Genomic DNA, 22,347 nt, shown 5'->3' on the forward strand with positions numbered 1-22,347 from the left:
GCACCAGGCCCGGCGGAAGATGTGAATCGTTGCCGGTTAGCTGGAGGTGGCGCCGTTGGGGGGGATGGCGGCCAGTTTCTCCTCGTGGCGGCGCATCAGGATGACCTTGCTCTGCAACTTCTGCTGGAACTGGTCGACGACCACAGCGGTGACGATCACCACGCCTTTAATCACCATCTGCCAGAAGTCGCTAACGCCCATCATCACCATGCCGTCGGCAAGGAAGACGATGACGAAGGCGCCGATAATGGACCCGGTCACCCGACCACGGCCGCCGGCCAGCGCGGTACCGCCGAGCACGGTGGCGCCGATGGCGTCCATCTCAAACATGTTGCCGGTCATCGGGTGCGCGGTTTGCAGCTGTGATGCGACGATCAGGCCGACAAACGCCGCGCACAGGCCGGAGAAGGCATAGACGAATATTTTCGCTTTCACGATCGGCACGCCGGCGAGGCGGGCGGCAGACTCATTGCCGCCGATGGCGTAGATGTAGCGGCCAAGCGGCGTTTTGGTGGTCAGCCAGTAGCCCAGCACGAGGAAGCCGATCATCAGCCAGATCGGCAGATAGACGCCGAGCAGGGTGCCGGAGCCGAGGGTGGCGAAACCGGTGTTGCCCAGCGCTTCCATGCCATTGAGATTCGGGTAGGTGCTCCCGTCGTTAAACAGCAGCGCGGAGCCGCGGGCGACGTACATCATGCCTAAGGTGCAGATAAACGGCGCCACGCCGAAGCGGGTGATCACCGCGCCGTTGACCAGACCGACCAGCACGCCGAAGATCGCCACGCAGAGGATCACCTCCGGGACATTAAAGAAGAGGATATCGCCGTTCCACAGCGGCAGGCCGTTGGTCAGCAGCGCGCCCGCCACCATGCCGCAGATCCCCGCCACCGCGCCGACGGACAGGTCAATGCCGCCGGTGAGAATGACCAGCGTCATGCCGATGGCCAGCAGGCCGGTGATCGCCACGTGCTGGGTCATGATCAGCAGGTTAGAGGCGGTCAGGAAGTTGGGTACCATCACGCTGAAGAACGCGATCACCAGCAGGAGGGCGATAAAGGTGCGGGCCTTCAGCAGGTACATATAAATCATATATTTCTGGTTCATGATGGATTCCAGCCTGATTAATCTTGAGGTGTTGAAGCCGCGATTAACTGTTCGCGGGTCACCGCGTGACGCGGTAGATCGGCGGTAATGCGGCCATCGGCCATCACCAGGATGCGGTCGGCAAGGGCCATCACCTCATCCAGCTCCGAAGATGAGAACATCACCGCCAGCCCCTGCTGGGCCATTTTGCCGATCAGGTGATAGACGTCGGTTTTCGCGCCGACGTCGATGCCGCGCGTCGGTTCGTCGAGGAACACCACCTGCGGCTGGGTCATCAGCGCTTTACCCAGCACCACTTTTTGTTGATTGCCGCCGCTCAGCGAGGTGATGGGCAATGTGGCGTCGCTGACCTTGATCGCCAGCTGCTGGATCATCTCTTTCACGCAGGACTCTTCTTTCTGCGGATTCAACCAGCGCCAGGCGCGGCGGAACCCCTGCAGGCTGAAATCAGAGAGCGTCATGTTGGCCTGAATCGACATCATCTGCACCACGCCTTCGCCCTGACGGTCCTCCGGCACCAGCGCCAGCCCCTTTTTCAGGCGCTGTTGAAAGCGAGATTTGCCGATGCTTTCGCCGTTAAGATGCACCTCGCCGCGCTGGCAGGGCATCAAGCCCACCAGGCCTTTAAACAGCTCGGTGCGCCCGGCGCCCAGCAGGCCGTAAATACCGATCACTTCGCCTTTGCTGAGGGTGAAGGTGACGTCATTAAGTTTGTAGCCGCCGCTCGGATGCAGCGCGGTCAGCCCTTTGACGTCAAGCACTGCGTCGCCTTTCGGCGCCGGTTGATAATCAAAGTGTTTTTTCTTATCACCGACCATCTGCTCGATGATCCACGGAACGCTGGCGTCGCTGACGTGACGCTCGCTGATAAAACGACCGTCGCGGAAAATGGTGATGTTGTCGCCAATCTCCATCAGCTCTTCGAGGCGATGCGAGATATAGATGATGGTCACGCCGCGGCGTTTAAGCTGCGCGATCACCTTGAACAGCACTTTGACCTCAGACTGGCTGAGCGCCGAGGTGGGCTCGTCCATGATCAGCACCCGGGTGTCTTTCGACAGGGCGCGGGCAATCTCGACTAACTGCTGGTGGCCGATACCGAGTTCACCCAGCGGAGCATAAGGATCGACATCCAGCTCCAGCCGTTCCAGCAGCGATTTGGCCAGCGCGTACTGGTATTTTTCGTTAATGCGTCCTTTCTGAAAGAATTCATTCGCCATGAAGATGTTGTCCATCACATTCATATTGGGGAATAAATTCAGTTCCTGAAAAATAATACTGATGCCCAGTTTTTCTGCCTGATGCGTCGACTGTAATGAAACCGCTTCGCCATCGAGAATAATTTGCCCGGAAGAGGGCGTTTCCACACCGGCAAGCATTTTCATCATGGTGGATTTACCCGCACCATTTTCTCCGATCAGCACGTTGACCTTATTTCGATAGACCCGGTAATTGACATTATCCAGGGCGGTCACGCCGGGATAGACGCGCGAAAGGCCGCGGGTTTCGATAATCACTTCGGACTCAACGGGCTGGAGAGCGACGAGATCGTGCGGCGCCATATTATTGTCCCCCCGCATGAATGATTTTCGCCGGGGTAATTTCCGGGAGAGTTTGCGGAATATCCCAGGCCGAGAAGACGCCGTACACCTCCACGCTATCGCCGGTTTTGACGTTGGCTGTCTGAATCATTTTGACCGCCTGACTGTTGATATTCTTGCTGTACTCGCCGAACAGCACCTGGTCATTAAAGTCCTGATAGCTGGCGCCGCTGTAGCCGTCGCGCAGCTGGGTGCCGCGCAGGGTAGGGCCAATCTGCACCGTCACCTTGCCGACGCTGGCGTCGGACAGGGTCATTTTGCCGCTGCGCGAGGCGGTATCGAGTTTGCTGACGGTGCCTGAAACCTTGACGTAGAAGATGCAGGGGTTTTCATCCTGCGCACGGTAGCCGAGGGTTTTACAGGCGCTATCAATGTCTTTTGCCGCCTTGAGCGCGCTCATCAGTTCCGCCGCCGGACGCGCTTTCGTCACCACCTGCGGTACGATGCTCTGCTGCCAGGTTTTATCCATATTCGCCATATGCGGGTTGGGCGGGGATTTCAGGTCTGCCAGCTCCTGCTGCGAGACGATGCGACAGCCCCCTAGCGCCAGTACGGCCAGCGTCAGACAGGTTTTCTTAAACATAATGCTCTCCTCTGCGCCCCCGCAGGGGCGCAACCACCCGAACTCAGGACTTAATGTTGAAATCCTGGACTTTATCGGCGTTATCCTGGGTAATCAGAATGCCGCGGAACATCACGCGCTGCTTCGCCGGCTTCTCGCCTTTTTGCAGGTAGTTATCCAGATCGGTGACGCCCTGAGCGGCGATGGCCTGCGCCTGCAGCATCACGGTTGCCTGCAGGGTGCCGGCTTTCACGGCGTCGCGCTCATCGTTGCTGCCGTCGATGCCGACGACGATCACATCGCTACGGTTGGCTGCTTTCAGCGCCGCAATCGCGCCGAGGGCTACCGGCCCGTTGCCACAGATGACGCCTTTCACGTCGGGGTGAGCCTGCAGGATGCTGTCCATGATGCGTTTGCCGTCGATCAGGGTGCCTTTGGCATCCTGTTTCGCCACGCTGACCATATCCGGATACTGGTCAATGACCTGATGGAAAGATTTAGAACGGGTGACGCAGTTATTATCGGCGAGGTTGCAGGTCAGCTCGGCGTATTTGCCTTTCTCCGCCATTTTTTCCACGAAGACGTTGGCGACCTCAGAGCCGGCCTGGAAGTTATTGTGGGTAATTTGTTCCAGCGCCACATCATCAACCGGAATTTCGCGGTTAATTAAGACCACCGGAATGCCGGCTTTTTTGGCTTTTTCAATGGCGGCGACGCTGGCGGTGGAATCAGCGTTATCGAGAATAATGCCCTGCACTTTTTTACCAATCGCGGTGTCGATAAGCTCATTCTGCTTTTTGACATCTTCGCCATGGGACAGCACGGTGGTTTTATAGCCGAGCGCCTGGGCTTTTTCGCTGGCGCCTTTGGCTTCCGAGGCGTAATACGGGTTATCCAGCGAGTTGACCATGATCATAATGGTGCCTTTCTCCGCGGCGTGCGCGGCAAAGGAGAAGGCGGTCAGGGTAGCAGCGGTTAAAAGGGTTATACGTAATTTCATGACTCTGTTCCTGTATTTTTATATTCGAACAAATGAGCCCCTGAGCGGGCAGGCTTTTACGGTCTGAAATTTCCCCTGATGTATTCGGGGATAGCGATATCGTTATGGGCCGGGTTTCTCCTGTGATAAGTGAATGCGTGTCGTCGCGCAGTCTGGCGGTCAGGCTGGCGAGTCCGGTTTCCATAATGTTCGGTCGACCGCATGGCGCCACTCCTGCCAGCGCGTTTGTAAACGCTGGTGGCGGGCCATGTCGGGCTGAAAGGTGCTGTGTTCGGTTAAGAAGGCCTGCAGATCGGCGGTCGACCCCGGATGGAGCGCTTTGCGCGCCAGCAACGCCGCGCCGATGGCGGACAGCTCCGGCACGTCGCTGCGCATCACCGGGCAGCCGAGCAGATCGGCCTGGTATTGCATCAGCCAGTCATTGTTGGTCGGCCCGCCGTCCACCATCAACGCCGTCAGGGTGAACTCCTCATGCTGACGCATCGCTACCACCACGTCGGCTATCTGATAGGTGATGGACTCCAGCGCCGCACGGATCAGATGCGCGCGCTTCACCCCGCGACTCAGGCCGCAAATCACGCCGCGGGCGCTGTCGTCCCACCAGGGGGCGCCAAGACCGGTCAGCGCCGGCACGAAGTAGACCCCGAGGGTTGAGTCGACGGAGGCGGGGAGGGTATTCAGCTCATGGGCCAGCTCGGCGGCAGAGAGTTCGCTCAGGCCGGTGCTGTCCGCCATCCAGGCGACGGCATCGCCGGTGTGAGGAATATTCCCTTCCAGGCCCCACACCAGCTGGTCGCCATCGTGCCAGGCGACAGTGGTCGCCAGCGCGTCGATATCGCACTTCGCCGATTTGACCGGGGCCATGACCGAAGAGCCGGTGCCGTAGGTGGCTTTGACGCAGCCTGCCTCGCCGAGCGCGTGGCCGAACAGTGCCGCGTGGGAGTCGCCGATCATCGCCATGATCGGAATACCGTCCGGAATGGCGGCCAGTCCTTTGGTATGGCCGAAGAGGCCGCTCGACGGTTTAATGTCCGGCAACGCCGCGCGCGGAATGCCGAACAATGCCAGCATCTCGTCATCCCACTCGCCGCGGTGCAGGTTCAGCAGCTGGGTGCGGGCGGCATTGGAGTAGTCGCAGCAGAAGGCTTCTCCAGCGGTCAGATTCCACAGCAGCCAGCTGTCGATGGTGCCGAGGCAAATCTCACCGCGTTCGGCACGCAGGTGGCCATCGACAGTCGCATCCAGCAGCCAGCGCATTTTGGAGGCCGAGAACAGCGGGGCGATTGGCAGGCCGGTGGCACGCTTAATGTGCTGTTCCTGACGATCGTGACGCAGCTTATCGCAGAACGCGGCGCTGCGGGTGCATTGCCAGGTGATCGCCGCGTTAATCGGTTCACCGCTGTCGCGATACCAGCCGATGGCGGTTTCCCGCTGGTTGCTGATGGCCAGCGCGGCGACGTTTTCCGCGCCAACGTGGGCCACCGCGCTGGCGATCACCGTCAGTGAGGCGGTCACCAGCGCTTCGCCCGATTGCTCCACCCAGCCGTCGCGCGGCGTTTGGATCGCCAGCGGCTGCGAGAATTTGACGATAACTTTGCCCCGGCTATCCAGCACCACCGCTTTGGCGTTGGTGGTGCCTTCATCCAGGGCAATGATGAACTCTTTTGCTGTCGCCTGCATCGTGCTCTCCTCGGTCACTCGGTGTCCTGGAACCGCGAAGACGAGGAATATCTCCCACCGTCTCCTGCGTCTGTGCAGGCCATGTTGTGACATTTCGTTATCATCTTTTTAATCACTGAATATATATTCGATAGTGATTATTTATTTGATACCTTAAGCCACAAACCCGGTGACGGGCTACCGGAAAAATCATCAATTGTGCTGGCAATCACATTTCGCCGATCGGCGAAAGCGGCAGTTGGCGGCTGGAGTGGCTGATTAACTGATTGAATTTAAATGTATTAATAGAGTCAGCCCTGAAGTTAAAAAAGCACGTCAGGGCGGCAGTGAGGAAAAGCAGCGCGGCAGGTTAGTCGCTAACCAGCATGCGAGCGGTAGGATAATCGGTGATTAAAACATCAATGTAGCCGCCGGTGAGGGCGCCTTTGATGGCCGCGACTTTATCGGTACCGCCGGCCAGCGCGACCACGTTCGGGCATTTTTTGACCTTCTCCAGCGCCATACCGATCACCGGATCTTCATCATCGCGTAACACCGGATGGCCGTTTTTGTCGTAGTAGTGCAGGCAGATATCACCCACCGCGCCGCGCGCCGCCAGCACCTGCAGCATATCTTCGTGATAGTAGTTACCGGAGGTTTTCAGCAGTTGGGAGGGTTCGAGAATGCCGATGCCGACGATGGCGATATCCACTTCATCAAAGCGCGACACCACGTCAGCGACATCTTTGCTGGCCAGCAGCCGGTTGCGCTCCTCCATGGATCCCTCGATGCTCTGTGACGGCAGCAGCCAGGCGTCGCAATTCAGGCGCTGGGCGAGGGTCTGGGTAAGAATCGTCGCCTGCACGTTACCGTTTGGCCCGACGCCGCCCAGCAGCTGGATCACGCCGCTGGCTTTCAGGTTTTGCGCATGAACTTCATCGACCATCGCGCGAATGGTTGAGCTCCACGAGGAGACGCCAATCAGATCTTTTGGCCGCAGCCGGGTTTCCAGATAGTGGGCGGCAGCGGAGCCAATCGCCCGCTTGATGGTATGATCGCTGGCCTCTTCCTCGGTATCCACCACCACCGCCTGCTTAAGGCCGTAGCGATCCTCAAGCCCTTTTTCGAGCTTCAGAAAGATGTTGGACGGCTGAACGACGCTGATCTTGACGACGCCTTCTTTCTGGCAGCGGGTAATGGCGCGGGAGACAAATGACTGAGACAGCGAGAGAAGTTGGGCGATATCAGACTGCTTTCGTCCTTCCAGATAGTAAAGCGTGGCAATCTTAACCAATAGCCGTTGTTCATCCTGCTTAGCCATATTAATCCTCGAAAATCATTTATCGCCTTTCTTCAGGCGGTTAGCTGCAGCCATTATCGTAGTGACTTTTATCATACGCGAAAAAAAATCAGACTTAAGTGTGACAGGCGTCTAACTTTTGCCAATCCTCAAAATCGACTATGGACAAAAACAAAACAGCCAGGCCATAATCGAATAAAGAATCATTATTGAATATATATTCAAGGCGATTTCGAGTCAATGTGTTTATCCGGGCTTCGCCTGGAGCGGGAGGCAGAATGTTCCTGAGTAGGGCGCTGTGGCAGAAGGCTTACCACCCGGCATGGGGATATCTGGTTTTTTTAGTCCTTGCTGGAATAAATATTCCATGCTGAAAATAAATTCAGAGGTGTGAAATGAATCCCTACAGATATGATATTCAGACGCTGGAGCGTAAAGCCCGCGCGGTGCGGCGCCATATTGTGCGCTTAAACGCCAATAGTCCGGCCGGCGGCCACACCGGGGCAGACCTTTCGCAGGTCGAACTGTTAACCGCGCTCTATTTCCGCGTCCTTAACGTCGCGCCGGACCGGCTCGACGACCCGCAGCGCGATATCTACATCCAGTCGAAAGGCCACGCGGTGGGCTGCTACTACTGCGTCCTGGCGGAAGCGGGATTCTTCCCGGTTGAGTGGCTGGAGACCTACCAGCATGCCAACTCCCATCTCCCTGGCCACCCGGTGCGGCAGAAAACGCCGGGCATCGAGCTCAACACCGGCGCGCTGGGTCACGGTTTGCCTGTTGCGGTGGGGCTGGCGCTGGCCGCGAAGAAAAGCAACAGCACCCGCCGCATTTTTTTGATCACTGGCGACGGCGAGCTGGCGGAGGGGAGCAACTGGGAAGCCGCCCTGGCGGCGGCGCACTACGGTCTGGATAACCTGGTCATTATTAATGATAAGAACAACCTCCAGCTGGCCGGGCCGACGCGCGAAATCATGAATACCGATCCGCTGGCCGATAAATGGCGCGCCTTCGGTATGGAAGTCAGCGAATGCCAGGGTAACGACATGGCCTCGGTGGTCGCGGCCATCGAGGGGCTACAGCAGAACGGTAAACCGAACGTTATTATTGCCAACACCACGAAAGGCGCGGGGATCTCCTTTATCCAGGGGCGCCCGGAGTGGCACCACCGGGTGCCGAAAGGCGAAGAGATCGCTCTGGCGCTGGAGGAACTGAAAGATGAGTAATACAGAACACCTGGCTAACGTCATGGTCGAGGCCTTTATCGCCGCCGTGGAAAGCGGTGTCGATCTGGTGCCGGTGGTGGCCGACTCCACGTCGACGGCTAAAATCGCCCCCTTTATTAAGCAGTTTCCCGGTCGGCTGGTGAACGTCGGCATCGCTGAGCAGAGCATGGTCGGCACCGCCGCCGGTCTGGCGCTGGGCGGCAAAGTGGCGGTGACCTGTAACGCCGCGCCGTTTCTTATCTCGCGGGCCAATGAGCAAATCAAAGTGGATGTCTGCTACAACAACACCAACGTCAAGCTGTTCGGCCTTAACGCCGGAGCCAGCTACGGCCCGCTGGCCAGCACCCACCATGCCATTGACGATCTGGCGGTGATGCGCGGCTTTGGCAATATCCAGATCTTCGCCCCCTCCACGCCGCGCGAATGTCGGCAGATCATCGACTATGCTCTTGCTTATCAGGGCCCGGTCTATATTCGTCTCGATGGCAAGGCGCTGCCGGAGCTGCTTGACGAGTCGTATCGCTTTGTTCCCGGCGCCGTGTTGACCCTGCGCGAAGGCGAGGACGTCGCGCTGGTGGCCACCGGTTCGACGGTGCATGAAGTGGTGGAGGCGGCGCAGCAGCTTGCCGACCTCGGTATCCAGGCGAAAGTGGTCAACGTGCCGTCGATCCGCCCCTGCGATACCGCGGCGCTGCTGGCGGCGCTCCGGCCGTGTGGCTCAGTGATCACCGTCGAAGAGCATAACGTCAACGGCGGGTTGGGTAGCCTGGTGGCGGAGGTGCTGGCGGAAGCGGGGGTGGGCATTGCCCTGCAGCGGTTGGGGATCCCGGACGGGGAGTACGCCGCCGCCGCCGATCGCGGCTGGATGCGCCAGTACCACGGGTTTGATGCCGCCGCCATCGTTGCCCTGGTGCAAAAACGGGGCTGATGGACTGAACGCCCGTCGCGTGAAGCGCGGGCGTTTACTGCTGCAATGCGCAAAGCGTGATGACCTGCTCCTCCGACGCTATCCAGTGCAAGGGATAGCGTTGCTCCGCAAACTCAAGCGCTAAGGTGCTTGCCGTTATGTCCACGATCTGAAAATCGGCGAACCCCAGCGCGCGCTGATTTGCCGCAGGCGTCGCCTTAAACCCACTCTCTTTTGCCGAAAACGCCAGCGTCAGCGCCAGCGGGAAGGGCAGGCCGCTGCGCAGCAGCGCTGTTTTTTCCGTCGGACTGATAATGCTGTCCTCCAGCTCCGCCGCCATCTGGGGGGTAAACCGGCGCTCAATATCGACGCCCACCGGCCGATCGGCGATCACCGCCAGCGCGCGCTGGGCGCAGTGGCTGATGCTACCGAACCAGGGCGTGGGCCACAGCGGCTGGCGCTGGTCGCTGATGGCGGGAGGCTGTTTCTCCCCCACCTCGCGCAGGGCGTATACCGCGGCGATGCGTCCGGCCAGGTGCTCCGCCTGCCGCTTGCGGCCCCAGCCGCTCAGACTGGCGTGATAGGGCAGCCAGAACAGATCTTCAGGCTGGAAAGTCGCCGGGTCGAAGTCGATCTGCTGCAGCGTATAGCCGGCCAGCGGCAGCGTGGCGTGATGGATGCGCATAGGACAAGGTTACCGCGGTTGTCCCCGCCCTTTATCCTGCAAGGGCGGGGGAGGGAGAAGCCGCTATCAGAAGTGGGTGTTGACGCTCATATACCAGGTGCGGCCCGATTCGTTATAGGTCTCGGCACCGGCGCCATACATATAGCCGGTGGTGCCCCCGGTGGTCTGGGCGTTGCCCGCGCGCCAGTGACGCTTGTCGAAGACGTTATCCACGCCGCCGGTCAGACTGACGTATTTGGTGACGTCCCAGGTCGCGCTCAGGCCGAGGATGCTGTAGGGGCTGACCTCGTTCTTCTCGCTGCCGGTAACCGGTTGACCCTTGTAGTTGTACTTCTTCGGCTCCTGCTTGCCGTACCAGGTGAAGGTCGACTGCAGCGAAACGTCATCGCGTACCTGCCAGCTCAGCGTAGAGTTCAGCGTATATTCCGGGATAATCGACAGACGATCGCCGGTCTCTTTGTTCTTACTCTGCAGCATATAGGTGATGTTGTTGGTCCAGTTGACGGTCTCGCTCACCGGCACGTTCAACGTCCCTTCCAGGCCTTCCACCACCGCTTTTGGTACGTTTTCCCATTGGTAGAGGTCGGTGCCGCTGCCGTTGGTATAGACCGGGGCATAGCCCGCTTCAATCTTGTTGCGGTAGTCGTTGCGGAACCAGGTGACGCCCGCCAGCCAACCGTCGCGTTTAAACTCGAGGCCAATCTCTTTGTTGATGCTGGTCTCGGCTTTTAAGTCGTCGTTACCCTGCAGATAGCAGCCGGATTTACTGGCGTAGCAACCCTGGCCTTTGCTGTAGAGAATGTAGTTCGGGTTGGTCTGATACAGGCTCGGCGCTTTATAGGCGCGAGCGATACCCATCTTCAGCGTGAAGTCGTCCCACAGGCCCTGCGACAGGTTGAGGGACGGGCTCCAGTTGTTGCCGACGATGCTGTGATGATCGAAACGCAGCGCCGGGGTTAGCATGGTGGTGTCGGTCAGCTCCATGTTGTTCTCAGCGAACAGCGAGAAGATTTCCGCCTGCGAGTACGGGCTGCGGCCAGTGCTGTCGTAGCCCGGGATGCTGCCGCCCGACAGCGCCTGGGTGTTGGAGGCGTTATCCTTCATCCGCTGCTGGTTCCACTCGCTGCCCAGCGTCAGGTTCTGATTAACCAGATAGTCGAACGGGATGCTGACTTCACTGTGCAGCATCACATCCGACAGATCGATATCCGAGAACTGATTACTGTTAAAGATCCCCTCGGTGCCCCCGGCCAGGCCTTCGCCTTTGCGCGAGTTGCGGGTGCGCTCGTACTGCGCCCAGTTGCTGGTGGTCACCCCGTTGTCCCAGGCGCCGTTCCAGGTGACCGAGTAGGTGTTGCGATACAGACGGTTGGTCTCTTTACCGTAGTTCTCTTTCACCAGGTCGTTGGTGTTGGTGTTCTGAGTGTCGCCGGCGTAGAGGTTGCCCTGGCGGCTGTAGCCGGCTTCAAACTCCAGCGACTGCATCGGGGCGAATTCCCAGCGCACCAGACCATCGATGTTTTTATTTTGTACCCCTTCGCGCCCGGCAGGCAGGGTGTCGGCATAGATCCCGGTACGTTCGGACTGATGACCTTGGTTGATATCCCAGGCGTCGGCCTGCGTTTTGTCGAGGTTACCGAACAGACGGAAGCTGAAATCGCCGCCCAGCGGGCCGCTGAGGCTGAAGTTAGTGCGTTTGGTGGAGCCTTCATCCTTGTGCTCCGGGGCGTTCATATAGGTGTTCCATGAGCCGTGCCACTCATCGCCGGTTTTTTTGGTGATGATATTCACCACCCCGCCGGCGGCGCCGTTGCCGTAGCGGGCGGCGGCCGGGCCGCGGATCACTTCGATGCGTTCGATCATCTCCGGCGGCACCCAGCTGGTGTCGCCGCGGGTGTCGCGCTCGCCGCGCCAGCCAAGGCGCACGGAATTGCGGCTGGTGACCGGCTTGCCATCGATCAGGATCAGGGTGTTTTCCGGACCCATGCCGCGGATATCAATCTGGCGGTTATTGCCGCGCTGGCCGCTGGTGGAGTTGCCGGTCAGGTTGACCCCCGGCATGGTGCGAATGATCTCCGAGACGTCGCGCGCCGGCGGGCGTTTGCGGATCTCATCGGCGGTGATGGTGGAGACGCCCGGCGCCTGCAGATTCTGCTCGGCGGCGGTGACCACCATGGTCTCTTCAGCAGCGCTGTTTTTATCGTCGGTGGCGGTTTCCGCTGCGCTTAACGGAAAAGCAACCCCGTAAATTCCCAGATTGACCAGCAAGGCCAGGGATTTGATCCTGTTATTCATTGTTATTCCTGCTCTTTAGTCGCCACGTTCCCCAAACGCCCCTTCCCACCGGGAGGGGAGGCGGCATAAATGTTGCCGGAAGAGGGCAAAGGCACTCCGTCGCTAGCTGAATAAGCTCTCTTCGACATGTTTTGTGAAAGACGCGCTTCCCACGGCGCGCTAATACGCTATTGCAAATGCAAATAGTTATCAATAATATTATCAATAAAGAATTACAATTAATTAAAAAAGTCACGATATACATAGGGTTAATGACAGAATGTTAAGGACAGGAAGCGAGGAGTGGTGGCAAACCCTGCAGGGGCCGCAGTGCCGCGCAGTGGATGACGCCATCGAGGTGACGTTCTGGTGGCGGGATCCGGCGGGGGATGAAACGCACTCTCCGCGCCGTCGGGTATGGCTCTATATCACCGGGGTGACCGACCACCATCAGAATGCGCGGCCGCAATCGCTGACGCGTCTGCCCGGGACCGACGCCTGGTCCTGGCGAACCACCCTGTCGCCGACCTGGCGCGGTAGCTACTGTTTTATTCCCTCCGACCGTGACGATGATTTTTCCCCTGAGGTGTTCAGCGCTGACGCGCCCGACCGCGCGCTGCTGCGCGAAGGCTGGCGCAAACTGCTGCCGCGGGCGATAGCCGATCCGCTGAACCCGCACAGCTGGCAGGGCGGACGCGGCCATGGCGTGTCGGCCCTGGAGATGCCGCAGGCGCCCGCGCAGCCCGGCTGGGACCAGTTTAATGAGGCGCATCCTCCCGCCCGATGCCTTGAGTGGCGCAGCGCGCGTCTGGGCAACCATCGCCGGGTCTGGATCTACACCACCGGCGAGGCCGTCGACCCGCAAACGCGGCCCCTTGCGATCCTGCTCGACGGCCAGTTCTGGGCCGAGAGCATGCCGGTGTGGTCGCCGCTGGCCGCGCTGACCAACGAGGGGAGTCTGCCGCCGGCGGTCTACCTGCTGATCGATGCGATCGACAACCAGCGCCGCGGGGTTGAGCTGCCCTGTCACCGCGATTTCTGGCTGGCGGTGCAGGAGGAGCTCCTGCCGCTGATCCGCGGCCATGCCCCGTTCAGCGACCGCCCGGAGCGGACAGTGGTGGCCGGGCAAAGCTTCGGCGGCCTGGCGGCGATGTTCGCCGCCCTCAACTGGCCGCAGCGCTTTGGCTGCGTACTCAGCCAGTCAGGCTCCTACTGGTGGCCGCATCGCGATGGCTGCGGGACGGGCTTTATCGGCGAACAGCTTCGCCAGGGTGAGGTGTCCGCGGCCGGGCTGCGCATCTGGCTGGAAGCGGGCCAGCGTGAACCGATTATTTTTCGCGCCAACCAGGCGCTGTTGGCGCAACTCACTACGACACAGCAGACGATTTTCTGGCGTCAGGTTGACGGCGGGCATGATGCGCTTTGCTGGCGCGGCGGGCTGACGGCAGGGCTTATCCAGCTCTGGCAGCCTCTGCTGTCGCACCCTTAGCACCGCGCTTTACGACAGGAGTTTGATATGCAATTCAGTAACCCCTTCGACAATCCGCAAGGGCAGTTTTACATTCTGCGCAATGATCAGCAGCAGTACAGCCTGTGGCCGGCGCACTGCGACCTGCCTGCCGGCTGGGCGGTGGTGTGCCCCCCGCAGTCGGCCGAGGCCTGCAACGCCTGGCTGGCGGCCAACTGGTCAACCCTGACCCCCGCCCATCATGCGTCATAAGGAGCTGACAATGACCACTCGTTTACCGCTGGTTGCCGCGCAGCCGGGGATCTGGATGGCCGAGCGCCTCTCCACTCTGCCAGGCGCCTGGAGCGTGGCCCACTATGTTGAACTGCGCGGCGCGCTCGACCCGACGCTGCTGGGAAAAGCGATTGTCGCCGGTCTGCAGCAGGCGGACACCCTCAGCCTGCGCTTTGAGGAAGAGGAGGGGGAAGTCTGGCAGTGGGTGGCGGCCGACCGCACCTTTGGCGAACCGTCGATCATTGACCTGCGTACGGCGCCGGATCCGCATCGCGCCGCCACGGAGCGGATGCAGGCGGACCTGGCGCAGGATCTGCGTGTCGACGGCGGCAACCCGCTGGTGTGCCATCAGCTGCTGCGCGTCGGCGACGACCGCTGGTACTGGTATCAGCGTTATCACCACTTGCTGGTGGATGGCTTCAGCTTCCCGGCGATAACCCGGCAGATCGCCGCCATTTACCGCGCCTGGCAGCGGGGGGAAGCCACTCCTGAGTCGCCTTTCACCCCCTTCGCCGAGGTGGTGGACGAGTACCAGCGCTACGCCGGCAGCGAGGCCTGGCAGCGGGATAAAGCCTTCTGGCAGGCTCAGCGCCAGGCGTTACCGTCGCCTGCCTCACTCTCTGCCGCGCCGCTGGGCGGACGCGCCGCCGGGAGCGATATCTGGCGGATGAAGCTGGAGATGAACGCCGACGCCTTCCGCCGTCTGGCTGGCCATGCGCCGCAGTGTCAGCCCGCTGACCTGGCGCTGGCGCTCACCACGCTGTGGCTGGGCCGCCTGTGCAACCGGATGGACTACGCGGCGGGCTTTATCTTTATGCGCCGGATGGGTTCAGCCGCGCTGACCTCGACGGGGCCGGTGCTCAATGTCCTGCCTCTGGCGGTGCATATTGACGCCCAGGAGACGCTGGCAGACCTGGCGATGCGCCTCGCCGCTCAGTTGAAAAAGATGCGCCGCCATCAGCGCTATGACGCCGAACAGATCGTTCGCGACAGCGGTAAAGCGGCAGGGGACGAACCGCTGTTCGGCCCGGTGCTGAACGTCAAAGTCTTTGATTACCAGCTGGATATCGATGGTGTGCAGGCAGTGACCCACACCCTCGCCACCGGCCCGGTCAACGATCTCGAGCTGGCGCTGTTCCCGGATGAGACCGGCGGGCTGTCGCTGGAGATCCTCGCCAACAAGGCCCGGTACGACGAAGCCGAGCTCCGTCGCCATGTGGCGAGACTGACCGCGCTGCTGGCGCAGTTCGCCGCCGATCCGGCGCTGCGCTGCGGCGAAGCAGAGATGCTCTCCGCCAACGAGCTGGCCCGGCTGGCGGCGGTCAACGATACCGTTGTGCCGCTGCCTGCCACCACCCTCAGCGCGCTGGTGGCCGACCAGGCGCGGAAGACCCCGGATGCCCCGGCGCTGGCGGACGCCCGCTGGCAGTTCAGCTATCGCGAGATGCGTCAGCAGGTGGTGGCGCTCGCGCAACTGCTGCGTCAGCGCGGCGTGAAGCCGGGCGACAGCGTGGCGGTGGCCCTGCCGCGCTCGGTGTTCCTGACCCTGGCGCTGCATGGCATTGTCGAAGCGGGGGCCGCCTGGCTGCCGCTGGACACCGGCTACCCGGACGACCGCCTGCGGATGATGCTGGAAGACGCCCGGCCGTCGCTGCTGATCACCTCGGAGGATCAACTGGCCCGCTTCAGCGATATTCCGGGGCTGGAAAGCCTCTGCTATCAGCAGCCGCTGGCCGCCGGGGATGACGCGCCGCTGGCGCTGTCAAAACCGGACCATACCGCCTACATCATCTTTACCTCCGGCTCCACCGGGCGGCCTAAAGGGGTGATGGTCGGCCAGACCGCCATCGTCAACCGCCTGCTGTGGATGCAGGATCGCTATCCGTTATCTGCCCAGGACGTGGTGGCGCAGAAAACGCCGTGCAGTTTCGACGTGTCGGTGTGGGAGTTCTGGTGGCCGTTTATCGCCGGCGCGCAGCTGGTGATGGCCGAGCCGGAGGCGCACCGCGACCCGCAGGCGATGCAGCAGTTCTTCGCCCGCTACGGCGTGACCACCACCCACTTTGTGCCGTCGATGCTGGCGGCGTTTGTCGCCTCGCTGGATGCCGACAGCGTCGCTGCCTGCCGCACGCTGCGGCGGGTATTCTGCAGCGGCGAAGCGCTGCCGACGGAATTGTGCCGCGAGTGGGAGCGCTTAACCGGCGCGCCGCTGCATAACCTGTACGGCCCGACGGAGGCGGCGGTGGACGTCAGCTGGTATCCGGCCTGCGGGCCTGAGCTGGCGGCGGTGACCGGCAGCAGCGTGCCGATTGGCTGGCCGGTGTGGAACACCGGGCTGCGCATTCTCGATGCCGCGATGCGCCCGGTGCCGCCGGGGGTGGCGGGGGATCTTTATCTCACCGGCATCCAGCTGGCGCAGGGCTATCTGGGACGTCCGGACCTCACCGCCAGCCGCTTTATCGCCGACCCGTTTGCCCCCGGTGAGCGGATGTATCGCACCGGCGACGTGGCGCGCTGGCTGACGAACGGCGCGGTGGAGTATCTTGGCCGCAGCGACGACCAGCTGAAGATCCGCGGGCAGCGCATCGAGCTTGGCGAGATTGACCGGGTGATGTCGGGCCTGCCGGACGTGGCGCAGGCGGTGAGTCACGCCTGCGTCTTCAACCAGGCGGCGGCGACCGGCGGCGATGCCCGACAGCTGGTGGGCTATCTGGTCTCTGACTCCGGCCTGCCGCTGGATACCGCGGCGCTGAAAGCGCGGCTGGCGGAACAGCTGCCGCCGCATATGGTGCCGGTGGTGCTGATGCAGCTCGCTGAGCTGCCGCTTAGCGCCAACGGCAAACTGGACCGCAAAGCGCTGCCGCTGCCGACCCTCGGCGGGGAGCGCAGCGGCCGGCCGCCGGAGCCCGGGATGGAAACCCTTGTCGCCACGGCCTTCAGCCAGCTGCTGGGCTGCGAGGTGAACGATATCGACGCCGATTTCTTCGCCCTCGGCGGTCATTCTCTGCTGGCGATGCGTCTGGCGGCACAGCTCAGCCGCCAGCTGGCGCGGCAGGTGACCCCGGGGCAGGTGATGGTGGCCTCGACGGTGGGCAAACTGAGCGCGCTGCTGGCTGCCGATCTCAGCGATGAGCAGGCCCGGCGCCTGGGGCTGGATACGCTTCTGCCGCTGCGCGAGAGCGACGGCCCGACGCTGTTCTGCTTCCATCCGGCCTCCGGCTTCGCCTGGCAGTTCAGCGTGCTGGCGCGCTATCTCAGCCCGCGCTGGTCAATAACCGGTATTCAGTCGCCGCGCCCGCAGGGGCCGATGGCCAGCGCCGCCAGCCTCGACGAGGTGTGCGAGCACCATCTGCGCACGCTGCTGGCGCAGCAGCCGCACGGCCCTTATTACCTGTTTGGGTATTCGCTGGGCGGCACCTTAGCCCAGGGGATTGCCGCCCGCTTGCGCCAGCGCGGCGAAGCGGTGGCCTTCCTCGGCCTGCTGGATACCTGGCCGCCGGAGACGCAAAACTGGGCGGAGAAAGAGGCCAACGGGCTGGATCCCGAGGTACTGGCGGAGATCGACCGCGAGCGCGAAGCGTTCCTCGCTGCCCAGCAGGGGCAAGCCTCCGGCGAGCTGTTCAGCGCTATCGAAGGTAACTATGCCGATGCGGTGCGGCTGTTAACCACCGCCCACAGCGCGAAGTTTGACGGCAAGGCGACGCTTTTCGTGGCGGAGAAGACGCGGCAGGCGGGGATGGATCCGCAGGTCGTATGGGGCCCGTGGGTGGCGGAACTGGAGGTGTTCAGCCAGAACTGCGCCCACGTCGACATTATCTCCCCGCAGGCCTTTGAAGCCATCGGCCCGGTGGTCAGGGAGATTCTGGGGTAACGGTTGAGTTCGGGCTACAGCAGGTAGCCCGGCTCAGCGTAGCGCAAGCCGGCGAAAGAGGAGATTACCGGCGGCCCAGCGGGACCACCAGCGGCGTATGCGCCACCGGATCCTCAATGATCGTGCAGCGCAGGCCGTAAATCCGTTCAATCAGATCGGCGGTGACGATCTCCTTCGGCGCCCCCTCGGCGACGATCTTGCCGTCGCGCAGGGCGATCAGGTGGGTGGCGTAGCGGCAGGCCTGATTAAGATCGTGCAGCACCGCCGCCAGGGTATAGCCCTTCTCGCGATTCAGCTCACTCAATAGCTCCAGCAGGTCGATCTGATGGCTGATGTCCAGCCAGGTGGTTGGCTCATCCAGCAGCATAATCGCCGTCTCCTGGGCCAGCACCATCGCAATCCACGCCCGCTGCCGCTGGCCGCCGGAAAGCGTGTCGACGCTCTGCAGCGCCAGATCGCTGATCCCGGTCGCCCGCATCGCCTTGTTCACCGCCTCTTCATCTTCTTTGCGCCAGCGGGTAAACAGCGGCTGGTGCGGATAGCGCCCGCGGGCCACCAGCTCCTGCACCGTGATATCGCCAGGAGTGGTGGCATTCTGCGCCAGCAGCCCGATGCGGCGGGCAACCTCTTTACTGGCGTACTGCTGGATCTGCGCGCCGTCGAGCCAGACGTGGCCGCTGGCCGGCGTCATCAGGCGACTGAGGGTGCGCAACAGCGTCGACTTGCCGCAGCCGTTGGGGCCGATAATGGCGGTGAAGTGGCCGTCAGGGATGGTCACGTTCAGCGACTCGGCGATGGTCTTGTTACCGTAGGCCAGGGTTAACTGCTCGCCGCGCAAACGGGAGGGGACAGCACTCATTTTTTGCGGGACTCCTGAATCAACAATGCAATAAGGTAAATACCGCCGAGGCTGACGGTTAACACGCCAACCGGCAGCTGCCACGGCATAAACAGCCGCTGGGCGCCGTAATCGGCCAGCGCCAGCAGCAGCGCGCCGCACAGGGCCGATTGGGTCAGTCCCCAGCGGGCCGTGCCGCTCAGGCGGCGGGCGATATGCGGTGCCACCAGCGCAATAAATGAGATCGGCCCGGCCAGCGCCGTCGAGGCGGCGGTGAGCACCACCGCCACCAGCATCAGCAGCAGGCGCGAACGCTCGACCTGCACACCCAGCGCGCAGGCGGTATCGTCGCCCATCTCCAGCAGTCGCATCCGGCGAACCAGCAGGGCGCTGCCCACCAGCATCAACAGGATCAGCGGCGCCGACGGCCAGGTTTTACCCCAGGTCAGGCCGTTAAGCGATCCGGCGTTCCACAGGCCCGCAGAAAGGGCGGTCTCCAGCGAGGCGCGCAGCAGCAGCCAGGTGTTGAATGCCACCAGCATGGCGCGCACGCCGATGCCGATAATGATCAGGCGGAAGGTCTCGATCCCGTTGCGCCAGGCCAGCAGCCAGACCACCAGCGAGGTCAACACCCCGCCGGCCATCGCCGCCAGGGCAATCGCCGTCAGGTTCTGGCCGAAGAGGACCATCGCCACCAGCACGCCGCTCCAGGCGCCGGTGTTAAAGCCCATCACGTCCGGGCTGCCGAGCGGGTTGCGGGTCAGCGACTGGAAAATGGCGCCGCTGACGCCGAGCGCGGCGCCGATGAGCAGCGCCATTAACACCCGCGGCAGCCGCCATTCGTTCACCACCATCGCGACGTTGCGCGGCGCATCGCCGAACAGCGCCGAGAACACCTGGTCAATCGTCAGGGGCACCGGGCCTTGCGCCAGCCCGAGCAGGGAAATCAGCAGGCTGGCGGCCATCAGCACCAGGCAACTGGCTATCAGGCGGCGGGACGGGGCAATCACAGGCCACCTCCCCGCGGCTGGCGGCGCACCAGCCAGATCAGCACCGGCGCGCCGAGAAAGGCGCTCACCACCGATACCCGCAGTTCGCCGGGCACCAGCAGGCGGCCAATCACGTCGGCAAACAGCAGCAGGGCCGGGGTGGCGAGCAGGGTGACCGGCAGCGACCAGCGATGATCGGCCCCCACCAGCCAGCGCGCCATATGCGGCATCATCAGGCCGATAAAGGCGATGGGGCCGACGACGGCGGTGGCGCTGCCGCACAGGACGGTGATGACGATCAGGCCGATCAGCTGGGTGCGGGCGACGCGGCTGCCGAGGGCGGTGGCGGTATCGTTGCCGAGGCTCAGGCTGTTAAGCGCCCGGCTCAGCAGCAGGGCGGCGATCCCCGCTATCACCACCGGCAGCAGGACAATTTTCAGCGTCTGCAGGGTGCGGATATCCAGCGAACCGGCCTGCCAGAAGCGCAGCTGATCGTAGACGTCCGGGTTGAGCAGGGCGATGCCGTTGGACAGCCCCTCCAGCACCGCCGCAAGGGCGACCCCGGCGAGGGTGAGGCGCACCGGGCTCAGCTGGCCGCCGCCCTGACTGCCGGTAAAGGCCACCAGCAGCGAGGCGCAGAGCGCGCCGCAAAACGCCAGCAGCAGTTGCTCCTGCGGGGAGGTGATCCCGAACAGCGCCGCGCCGAGGACGATGGCGAAGCTGGCGCCGGAGTTGACCCCCAGCAGGCCGGGGTCGGCCAGCGGGTTGCGGGTGAGCGTTTGCATCAGCGCGCCGGCGAGACCGAGGGCGACGCCGGCCAGGAGACCGGCCAGGGTACGCGGCAGGCGCGCGTCCAGCACGATGGTGCAGTCGGCGCTTTGACAGGTTCCGCTGAAGGCGGTGAATACCGTGCCGATCGGCAACGATTTGGCGCCGATGGTCAGGCTAAGCGCGGCGGCTAAGGCGAGTAACAGCAACAATCCGGGCACGGCGACAGAGCGTACCGCGGTCGTAGAAAACGACATAACTGACATCCCTGATATGATAATGATAGTAATTATCGTTATCGATTTTATTCAGCTATGGTAGCATGACCCACAGTAAAAAGGGTATTAAAAATAACGACAAGGCGCTGTAATGAACCGACAATCCTGGCTGCTCAATCTCAGCCTGCTGAAAACTCACCCGGCGTTTCGCGCCGTTTTTATCGCTCGCTTTATCTCTATTCTATCGCTTGGCCTGCTGGGCGTGGCCATTCCGGTCCAGATCCAGATGATGACCCATTCGACCTGGCAGGTCGGGCTGTCGGTGACGCTGACCGGTGCGTCGATGTTTGTTGGCTTGATGGTGGGGGGCGTGCTGGCTGACCGCTATGAACGTAAACGCCTGATCCTGCTGGCGCGCGGCACCTGCGGCGTGGGCTTTGTCGGTCTGTGTCTGAACGCCCTGCTGCCGGAGCCGTCGCTGGCGGCGATCTACCTGCTGGGGATCTGGGACGGGTTCTTCGCCTCGTTGGGGGTGACCGCGCTGCTGGCGGCGACCCCGGCGCTGGTGGGGCGGGAAAACCTGATGCAGGCCGGGGCCATCACCATGTTGACGGTGCGCCTTGGCTCGGTGATTTCGCCGATGATCGGCGGCCTGCTGCTGGCCACCGGCGGCGTGGCCTGGAACTTCGGCCTGGCGGCGGCGGGGACCTTTATCACCACCTTAACCCTGCTGCGTCTGCCGCAGCTGCCGCCGCCTCCGCAGCCGCGCGAGCATCCGCTGCGATCTCTGCTGGCGGGGCTGACCTTCCTCTGTCAGAGCCCGCTTATCGGCGGGATTGCGCTGCTTGGCGGTCTGCTGACCATGGCCAGCGCGGTGCGGGTGCTCTATCCGGCGCTGGCCGGGAGCTGGCAGATGTCGGCCGGACAGATTGGCCTGCTGTATGCCGCTATTCCGCTCGGTGCGGCGCTGGGGGCGTTGACCAGCGGCCAACTGGCCCAGACGGTGCGGCCGGGTGCGCTGATGCTGGCGACCACGGTGGGATCGTTTGTCGCCATTGCGCTGTTCAGCCTGATGCCGCACTGGGCGTTGGGCGCGCTGTGCCTGGCGCTGTTTGGCTGGCTGAGCGCTATTAGCTCGCTGCTGCAGTACACCCTGATCCAGACCCAGACGCCGGAAAATATGCTTGGGCGGATTAATGGTCTGTGGACCGCGCAAAACGTCACCGGCGACGCCATCGGCGCGGCGCTGCTCGGCGGATTAGGGGCGGTGATGACCCCGGCGGCATCCGCCAGCGCCAGCGGCTGGGCGCTGGCGCTCGTCGGCGTGCTGTTGGTGGGGCTGCTACGCGAGCTGCGCCGTTTCCAGCGCCCGGAAATCGTCAACGAAAGTTAAGTAGGGTGCACTTGCCCGGTGGCGGCTACGCCTTACCGGGCCTACGGTCTCGGGTATTGTAGGCCGGGCAAGCGGAGCGCCGCCCGGCAAAGAGTTCAGGCCGCGTTCCCGTCCTGATGCCCGGTGGCGGCTGCGCCTTACCGGGCCTACGGTCTCGGGTATTGTAGGCCGGGCAAGCGGAGCGCCGCCCGGCAAAGAGTTCAGGTTACGT

At 62.4% G+C, this 22,347-nt stretch carries 17 protein-coding genes; 6 read left to right on the forward strand and 11 right to left on the reverse strand.

Translation table 11 applies throughout. The annotated features are described in order from the left end of the window. Positions 1 to 36: 36 nt before the first annotated feature. The 6 genes from N438_RS05335 to N438_RS05360 all read right to left on the reverse strand — a co-directional run bounded on the left by N438_RS05335 (position 37) and on the right by N438_RS05360 (position 7,247). Positions 37 to 1,104, reverse strand: coding sequence for an ABC transporter permease (locus N438_RS05335; RefSeq protein WP_002893591.1), 1,068 nt, complete (start codon positions 1,102 to 1,104; stop codon positions 37 to 39). A gap of 17 nt (positions 1,105 to 1,121) precedes the next feature. Beyond that, a complete protein-coding gene (locus N438_RS05340) occupies positions 1,122 to 2,666 on the reverse strand; it encodes a sugar ABC transporter ATP-binding protein (protein WP_023339764.1) in 1,545 nt (514 codons plus the stop codon). Between the two features lies 1 nt (position 2,667). Further along, positions 2,668 to 3,288, reverse strand: a complete 621-nt coding sequence (locus N438_RS05345; protein ID WP_004176927.1) for a DUF2291 domain-containing protein — start codon at positions 3,286 to 3,288, stop codon at positions 2,668 to 2,670. 43 nt (positions 3,289 to 3,331) lie between these two features. Further along, on the reverse strand, positions 3,332 to 4,267 hold the full coding sequence (locus N438_RS05350; RefSeq protein WP_004176926.1) for a D-ribose ABC transporter substrate-binding protein: 936 nt from the start codon (positions 4,265 to 4,267) through the stop codon (positions 3,332 to 3,334). A gap of 159 nt (positions 4,268 to 4,426) precedes the next feature. Further along, positions 4,427 to 5,947 (reverse strand): FGGY-family carbohydrate kinase, encoded by a 1,521-nt coding sequence (locus tag N438_RS05355; RefSeq protein ID WP_110215641.1) that lies wholly within the window; start codon positions 5,945 to 5,947, stop codon positions 4,427 to 4,429. 349 nt (positions 5,948 to 6,296) lie between these two features. Further along, positions 6,297 to 7,247: a sugar-binding transcriptional regulator gene (locus N438_RS05360; RefSeq protein ID WP_002893602.1), complete on the reverse strand. Its 951-nt coding sequence runs from the start codon at positions 7,245 to 7,247 to the stop codon at positions 6,297 to 6,299. A 374-nt stretch (positions 7,248 to 7,621) separates the two neighbouring features. On the opposite strand from N438_RS05360, the gene N438_RS05370 reads away from it, so the two are divergent. Together N438_RS05370 and N438_RS05375 are read left to right on the forward strand one after the other, a co-directional pair. Further along, positions 7,622 to 8,452 carry a transketolase gene (locus N438_RS05370; RefSeq protein WP_008805574.1) on the forward strand — a complete coding sequence of 277 codons (831 nt, stop codon included), beginning with the start codon at positions 7,622 to 7,624 and terminating at the stop codon, positions 8,450 to 8,452. Continuing rightward, positions 8,445 to 9,380 carry a transketolase C-terminal domain-containing protein gene (locus tag N438_RS05375; protein WP_064170478.1) on the forward strand — a complete coding sequence of 312 codons (936 nt, stop codon included), beginning with the start codon at positions 8,445 to 8,447 and terminating at the stop codon, positions 9,378 to 9,380. Before N438_RS05370 ends, N438_RS05375 begins: the two co-directional genes overlap by 8 nt. A gap of 34 nt (positions 9,381 to 9,414) precedes the next feature. Here N438_RS05375 and entD read toward each other — a convergent pair whose 3' ends face one another. Together entD and fepA are read right to left on the reverse strand one after the other, a co-directional pair. Next, on the reverse strand, positions 9,415 to 10,044 hold the full coding sequence (gene entD, locus N438_RS05380; protein ID WP_032739299.1) for an enterobactin synthase subunit EntD: 630 nt from the start codon (positions 10,042 to 10,044) through the stop codon (positions 9,415 to 9,417). A gap of 66 nt (positions 10,045 to 10,110) precedes the next feature. Beyond that, complete coding sequence (fepA, locus tag N438_RS05385; RefSeq protein WP_032729591.1) at positions 10,111 to 12,339, reverse strand: siderophore enterobactin receptor FepA; 2,229 nt, start codon at positions 12,337 to 12,339, stop codon at positions 10,111 to 10,113. Between the two features lie 259 nt (positions 12,340 to 12,598). On the opposite strand from fepA, the gene fes reads away from it, so the two are divergent. From fes to entF, 3 genes are read left to right on the forward strand one after another with little or no spacing between them, the layout of a single operon-like run. Further along, complete coding sequence (gene fes / locus N438_RS05390) at positions 12,599 to 13,807, forward strand: enterochelin esterase (RefSeq protein WP_032739303.1); 1,209 nt, start codon at positions 12,599 to 12,601, stop codon at positions 13,805 to 13,807. A 27-nt stretch (positions 13,808 to 13,834) separates the two neighbouring features. Continuing rightward, positions 13,835 to 14,038: an MbtH family NRPS accessory protein gene (locus N438_RS05395; protein ID WP_004178967.1), complete on the forward strand. Its 204-nt coding sequence runs from the start codon at positions 13,835 to 13,837 to the stop codon at positions 14,036 to 14,038. A gap of 10 nt (positions 14,039 to 14,048) precedes the next feature. After that, positions 14,049 to 17,930: an enterobactin non-ribosomal peptide synthetase EntF gene (gene entF, locus N438_RS05400; protein ID WP_032753855.1), complete on the forward strand. Its 3,882-nt coding sequence runs from the start codon at positions 14,049 to 14,051 to the stop codon at positions 17,928 to 17,930. Between the two features lie 64 nt (positions 17,931 to 17,994). Here the strand turns inward: entF and fepC are convergent, their stop codons facing one another. From fepC to fepD, 3 genes are read right to left on the reverse strand one after another with little or no spacing between them, the layout of a single operon-like run. Then, the gene (gene fepC, locus N438_RS05405; RefSeq protein WP_012542491.1) at positions 17,995 to 18,789 is read right to left on the reverse strand and encodes an iron-enterobactin ABC transporter ATP-binding protein; all 795 of its coding nucleotides are present in this window, start codon (positions 18,787 to 18,789) and stop codon (positions 17,995 to 17,997) included. Continuing rightward, on the reverse strand, positions 18,786 to 19,778 hold the full coding sequence (gene fepG, locus N438_RS05410) for an iron-enterobactin ABC transporter permease (protein ID WP_012968727.1): 993 nt from the start codon (positions 19,776 to 19,778) through the stop codon (positions 18,786 to 18,788). The genes fepC and fepG overlap by 4 nt, the downstream gene beginning before the upstream one ends. Next, complete coding sequence (fepD, locus tag N438_RS05415) at positions 19,775 to 20,782, reverse strand: Fe(3+)-siderophore ABC transporter permease (RefSeq protein WP_023297205.1); 1,008 nt, start codon at positions 20,780 to 20,782, stop codon at positions 19,775 to 19,777. Before fepD ends, fepG begins: the two co-directional genes overlap by 4 nt. Before the next feature lie 112 nt (positions 20,783 to 20,894). Between fepD and entS the strand changes: the two genes are divergently transcribed. Beyond that, the gene (entS, locus tag N438_RS05420) at positions 20,895 to 22,136 is read left to right on the forward strand and encodes an enterobactin transporter EntS (RefSeq protein WP_008805583.1); all 1,242 of its coding nucleotides are present in this window, start codon (positions 20,895 to 20,897) and stop codon (positions 22,134 to 22,136) included. Positions 22,137 to 22,347: the final 211 nt, after the last annotated feature.

This window comes from Klebsiella sp. GL120222-02 (assembly GCF_003097195.1).
Lineage (GTDB): Bacteria > Pseudomonadota > Gammaproteobacteria > Enterobacterales > Enterobacteriaceae > Klebsiella > Klebsiella variicola.

What these genes read in the sequence shown, in the direction of transcription:
- N438_RS05360 (WP_002893602.1), bottom strand. Translation starts at nt 7,247, where the DNA reads ATGGCTAAGCAGGATGAACAACGGCTATTGGTTAAGATTGCCACGCTT.
- N438_RS05345 (WP_004176927.1), bottom strand. Translation starts at nt 3,288, where the DNA reads ATGTTTAAGAAAACCTGTCTGACGCTGGCCGTACTGGCGCTAGGGGGC.
- N438_RS05375 (WP_064170478.1), top strand. Translation starts at nt 8,445, where the DNA reads ATGAGTAATACAGAACACCTGGCTAACGTCATGGTCGAGGCCTTTATC.
- entF (WP_032753855.1), top strand. Translation starts at nt 14,049, where the DNA reads ATGACCACTCGTTTACCGCTGGTTGCCGCGCAGCCGGGGATCTGGATG.
- entS (WP_008805583.1), top strand. Translation starts at nt 20,895, where the DNA reads ATGAACCGACAATCCTGGCTGCTCAATCTCAGCCTGCTGAAAACTCAC.
- N438_RS05370 (WP_008805574.1), top strand. Translation starts at nt 7,622, where the DNA reads ATGAATCCCTACAGATATGATATTCAGACGCTGGAGCGTAAAGCCCGC.
- N438_RS05350 (WP_004176926.1), bottom strand. Translation starts at nt 4,267, where the DNA reads ATGAAATTACGTATAACCCTTTTAACCGCTGCTACCCTGACCGCCTTC.
- N438_RS05355 (WP_110215641.1), bottom strand. Translation starts at nt 5,947, where the DNA reads ATGCAGGCGACAGCAAAAGAGTTCATCATTGCCCTGGATGAAGGCACC.
- fepA (WP_032729591.1), bottom strand. Translation starts at nt 12,339, where the DNA reads ATGAATAACAGGATCAAATCCCTGGCCTTGCTGGTCAATCTGGGAATT.
- N438_RS05395 (WP_004178967.1), top strand. Translation starts at nt 13,835, where the DNA reads ATGCAATTCAGTAACCCCTTCGACAATCCGCAAGGGCAGTTTTACATT.
- fes (WP_032739303.1), top strand. Translation starts at nt 12,599, where the DNA reads ATGTTAAGGACAGGAAGCGAGGAGTGGTGGCAAACCCTGCAGGGGCCG.
- fepC (WP_012542491.1), bottom strand. Translation starts at nt 18,789, where the DNA reads ATGAGTGCTGTCCCCTCCCGTTTGCGCGGCGAGCAGTTAACCCTGGCC.
- fepD (WP_023297205.1), bottom strand. Translation starts at nt 20,782, where the DNA reads ATGTCGTTTTCTACGACCGCGGTACGCTCTGTCGCCGTGCCCGGATTG.
- N438_RS05340 (WP_023339764.1), bottom strand. Translation starts at nt 2,666, where the DNA reads ATGGCGCCGCACGATCTCGTCGCTCTCCAGCCCGTTGAGTCCGAAGTG.
- entD (WP_032739299.1), bottom strand. Translation starts at nt 10,044, where the DNA reads ATGCGCATCCATCACGCCACGCTGCCGCTGGCCGGCTATACGCTGCAG.
- N438_RS05335 (WP_002893591.1), bottom strand. Translation starts at nt 1,104, where the DNA reads ATGAACCAGAAATATATGATTTATATGTACCTGCTGAAGGCCCGCACC.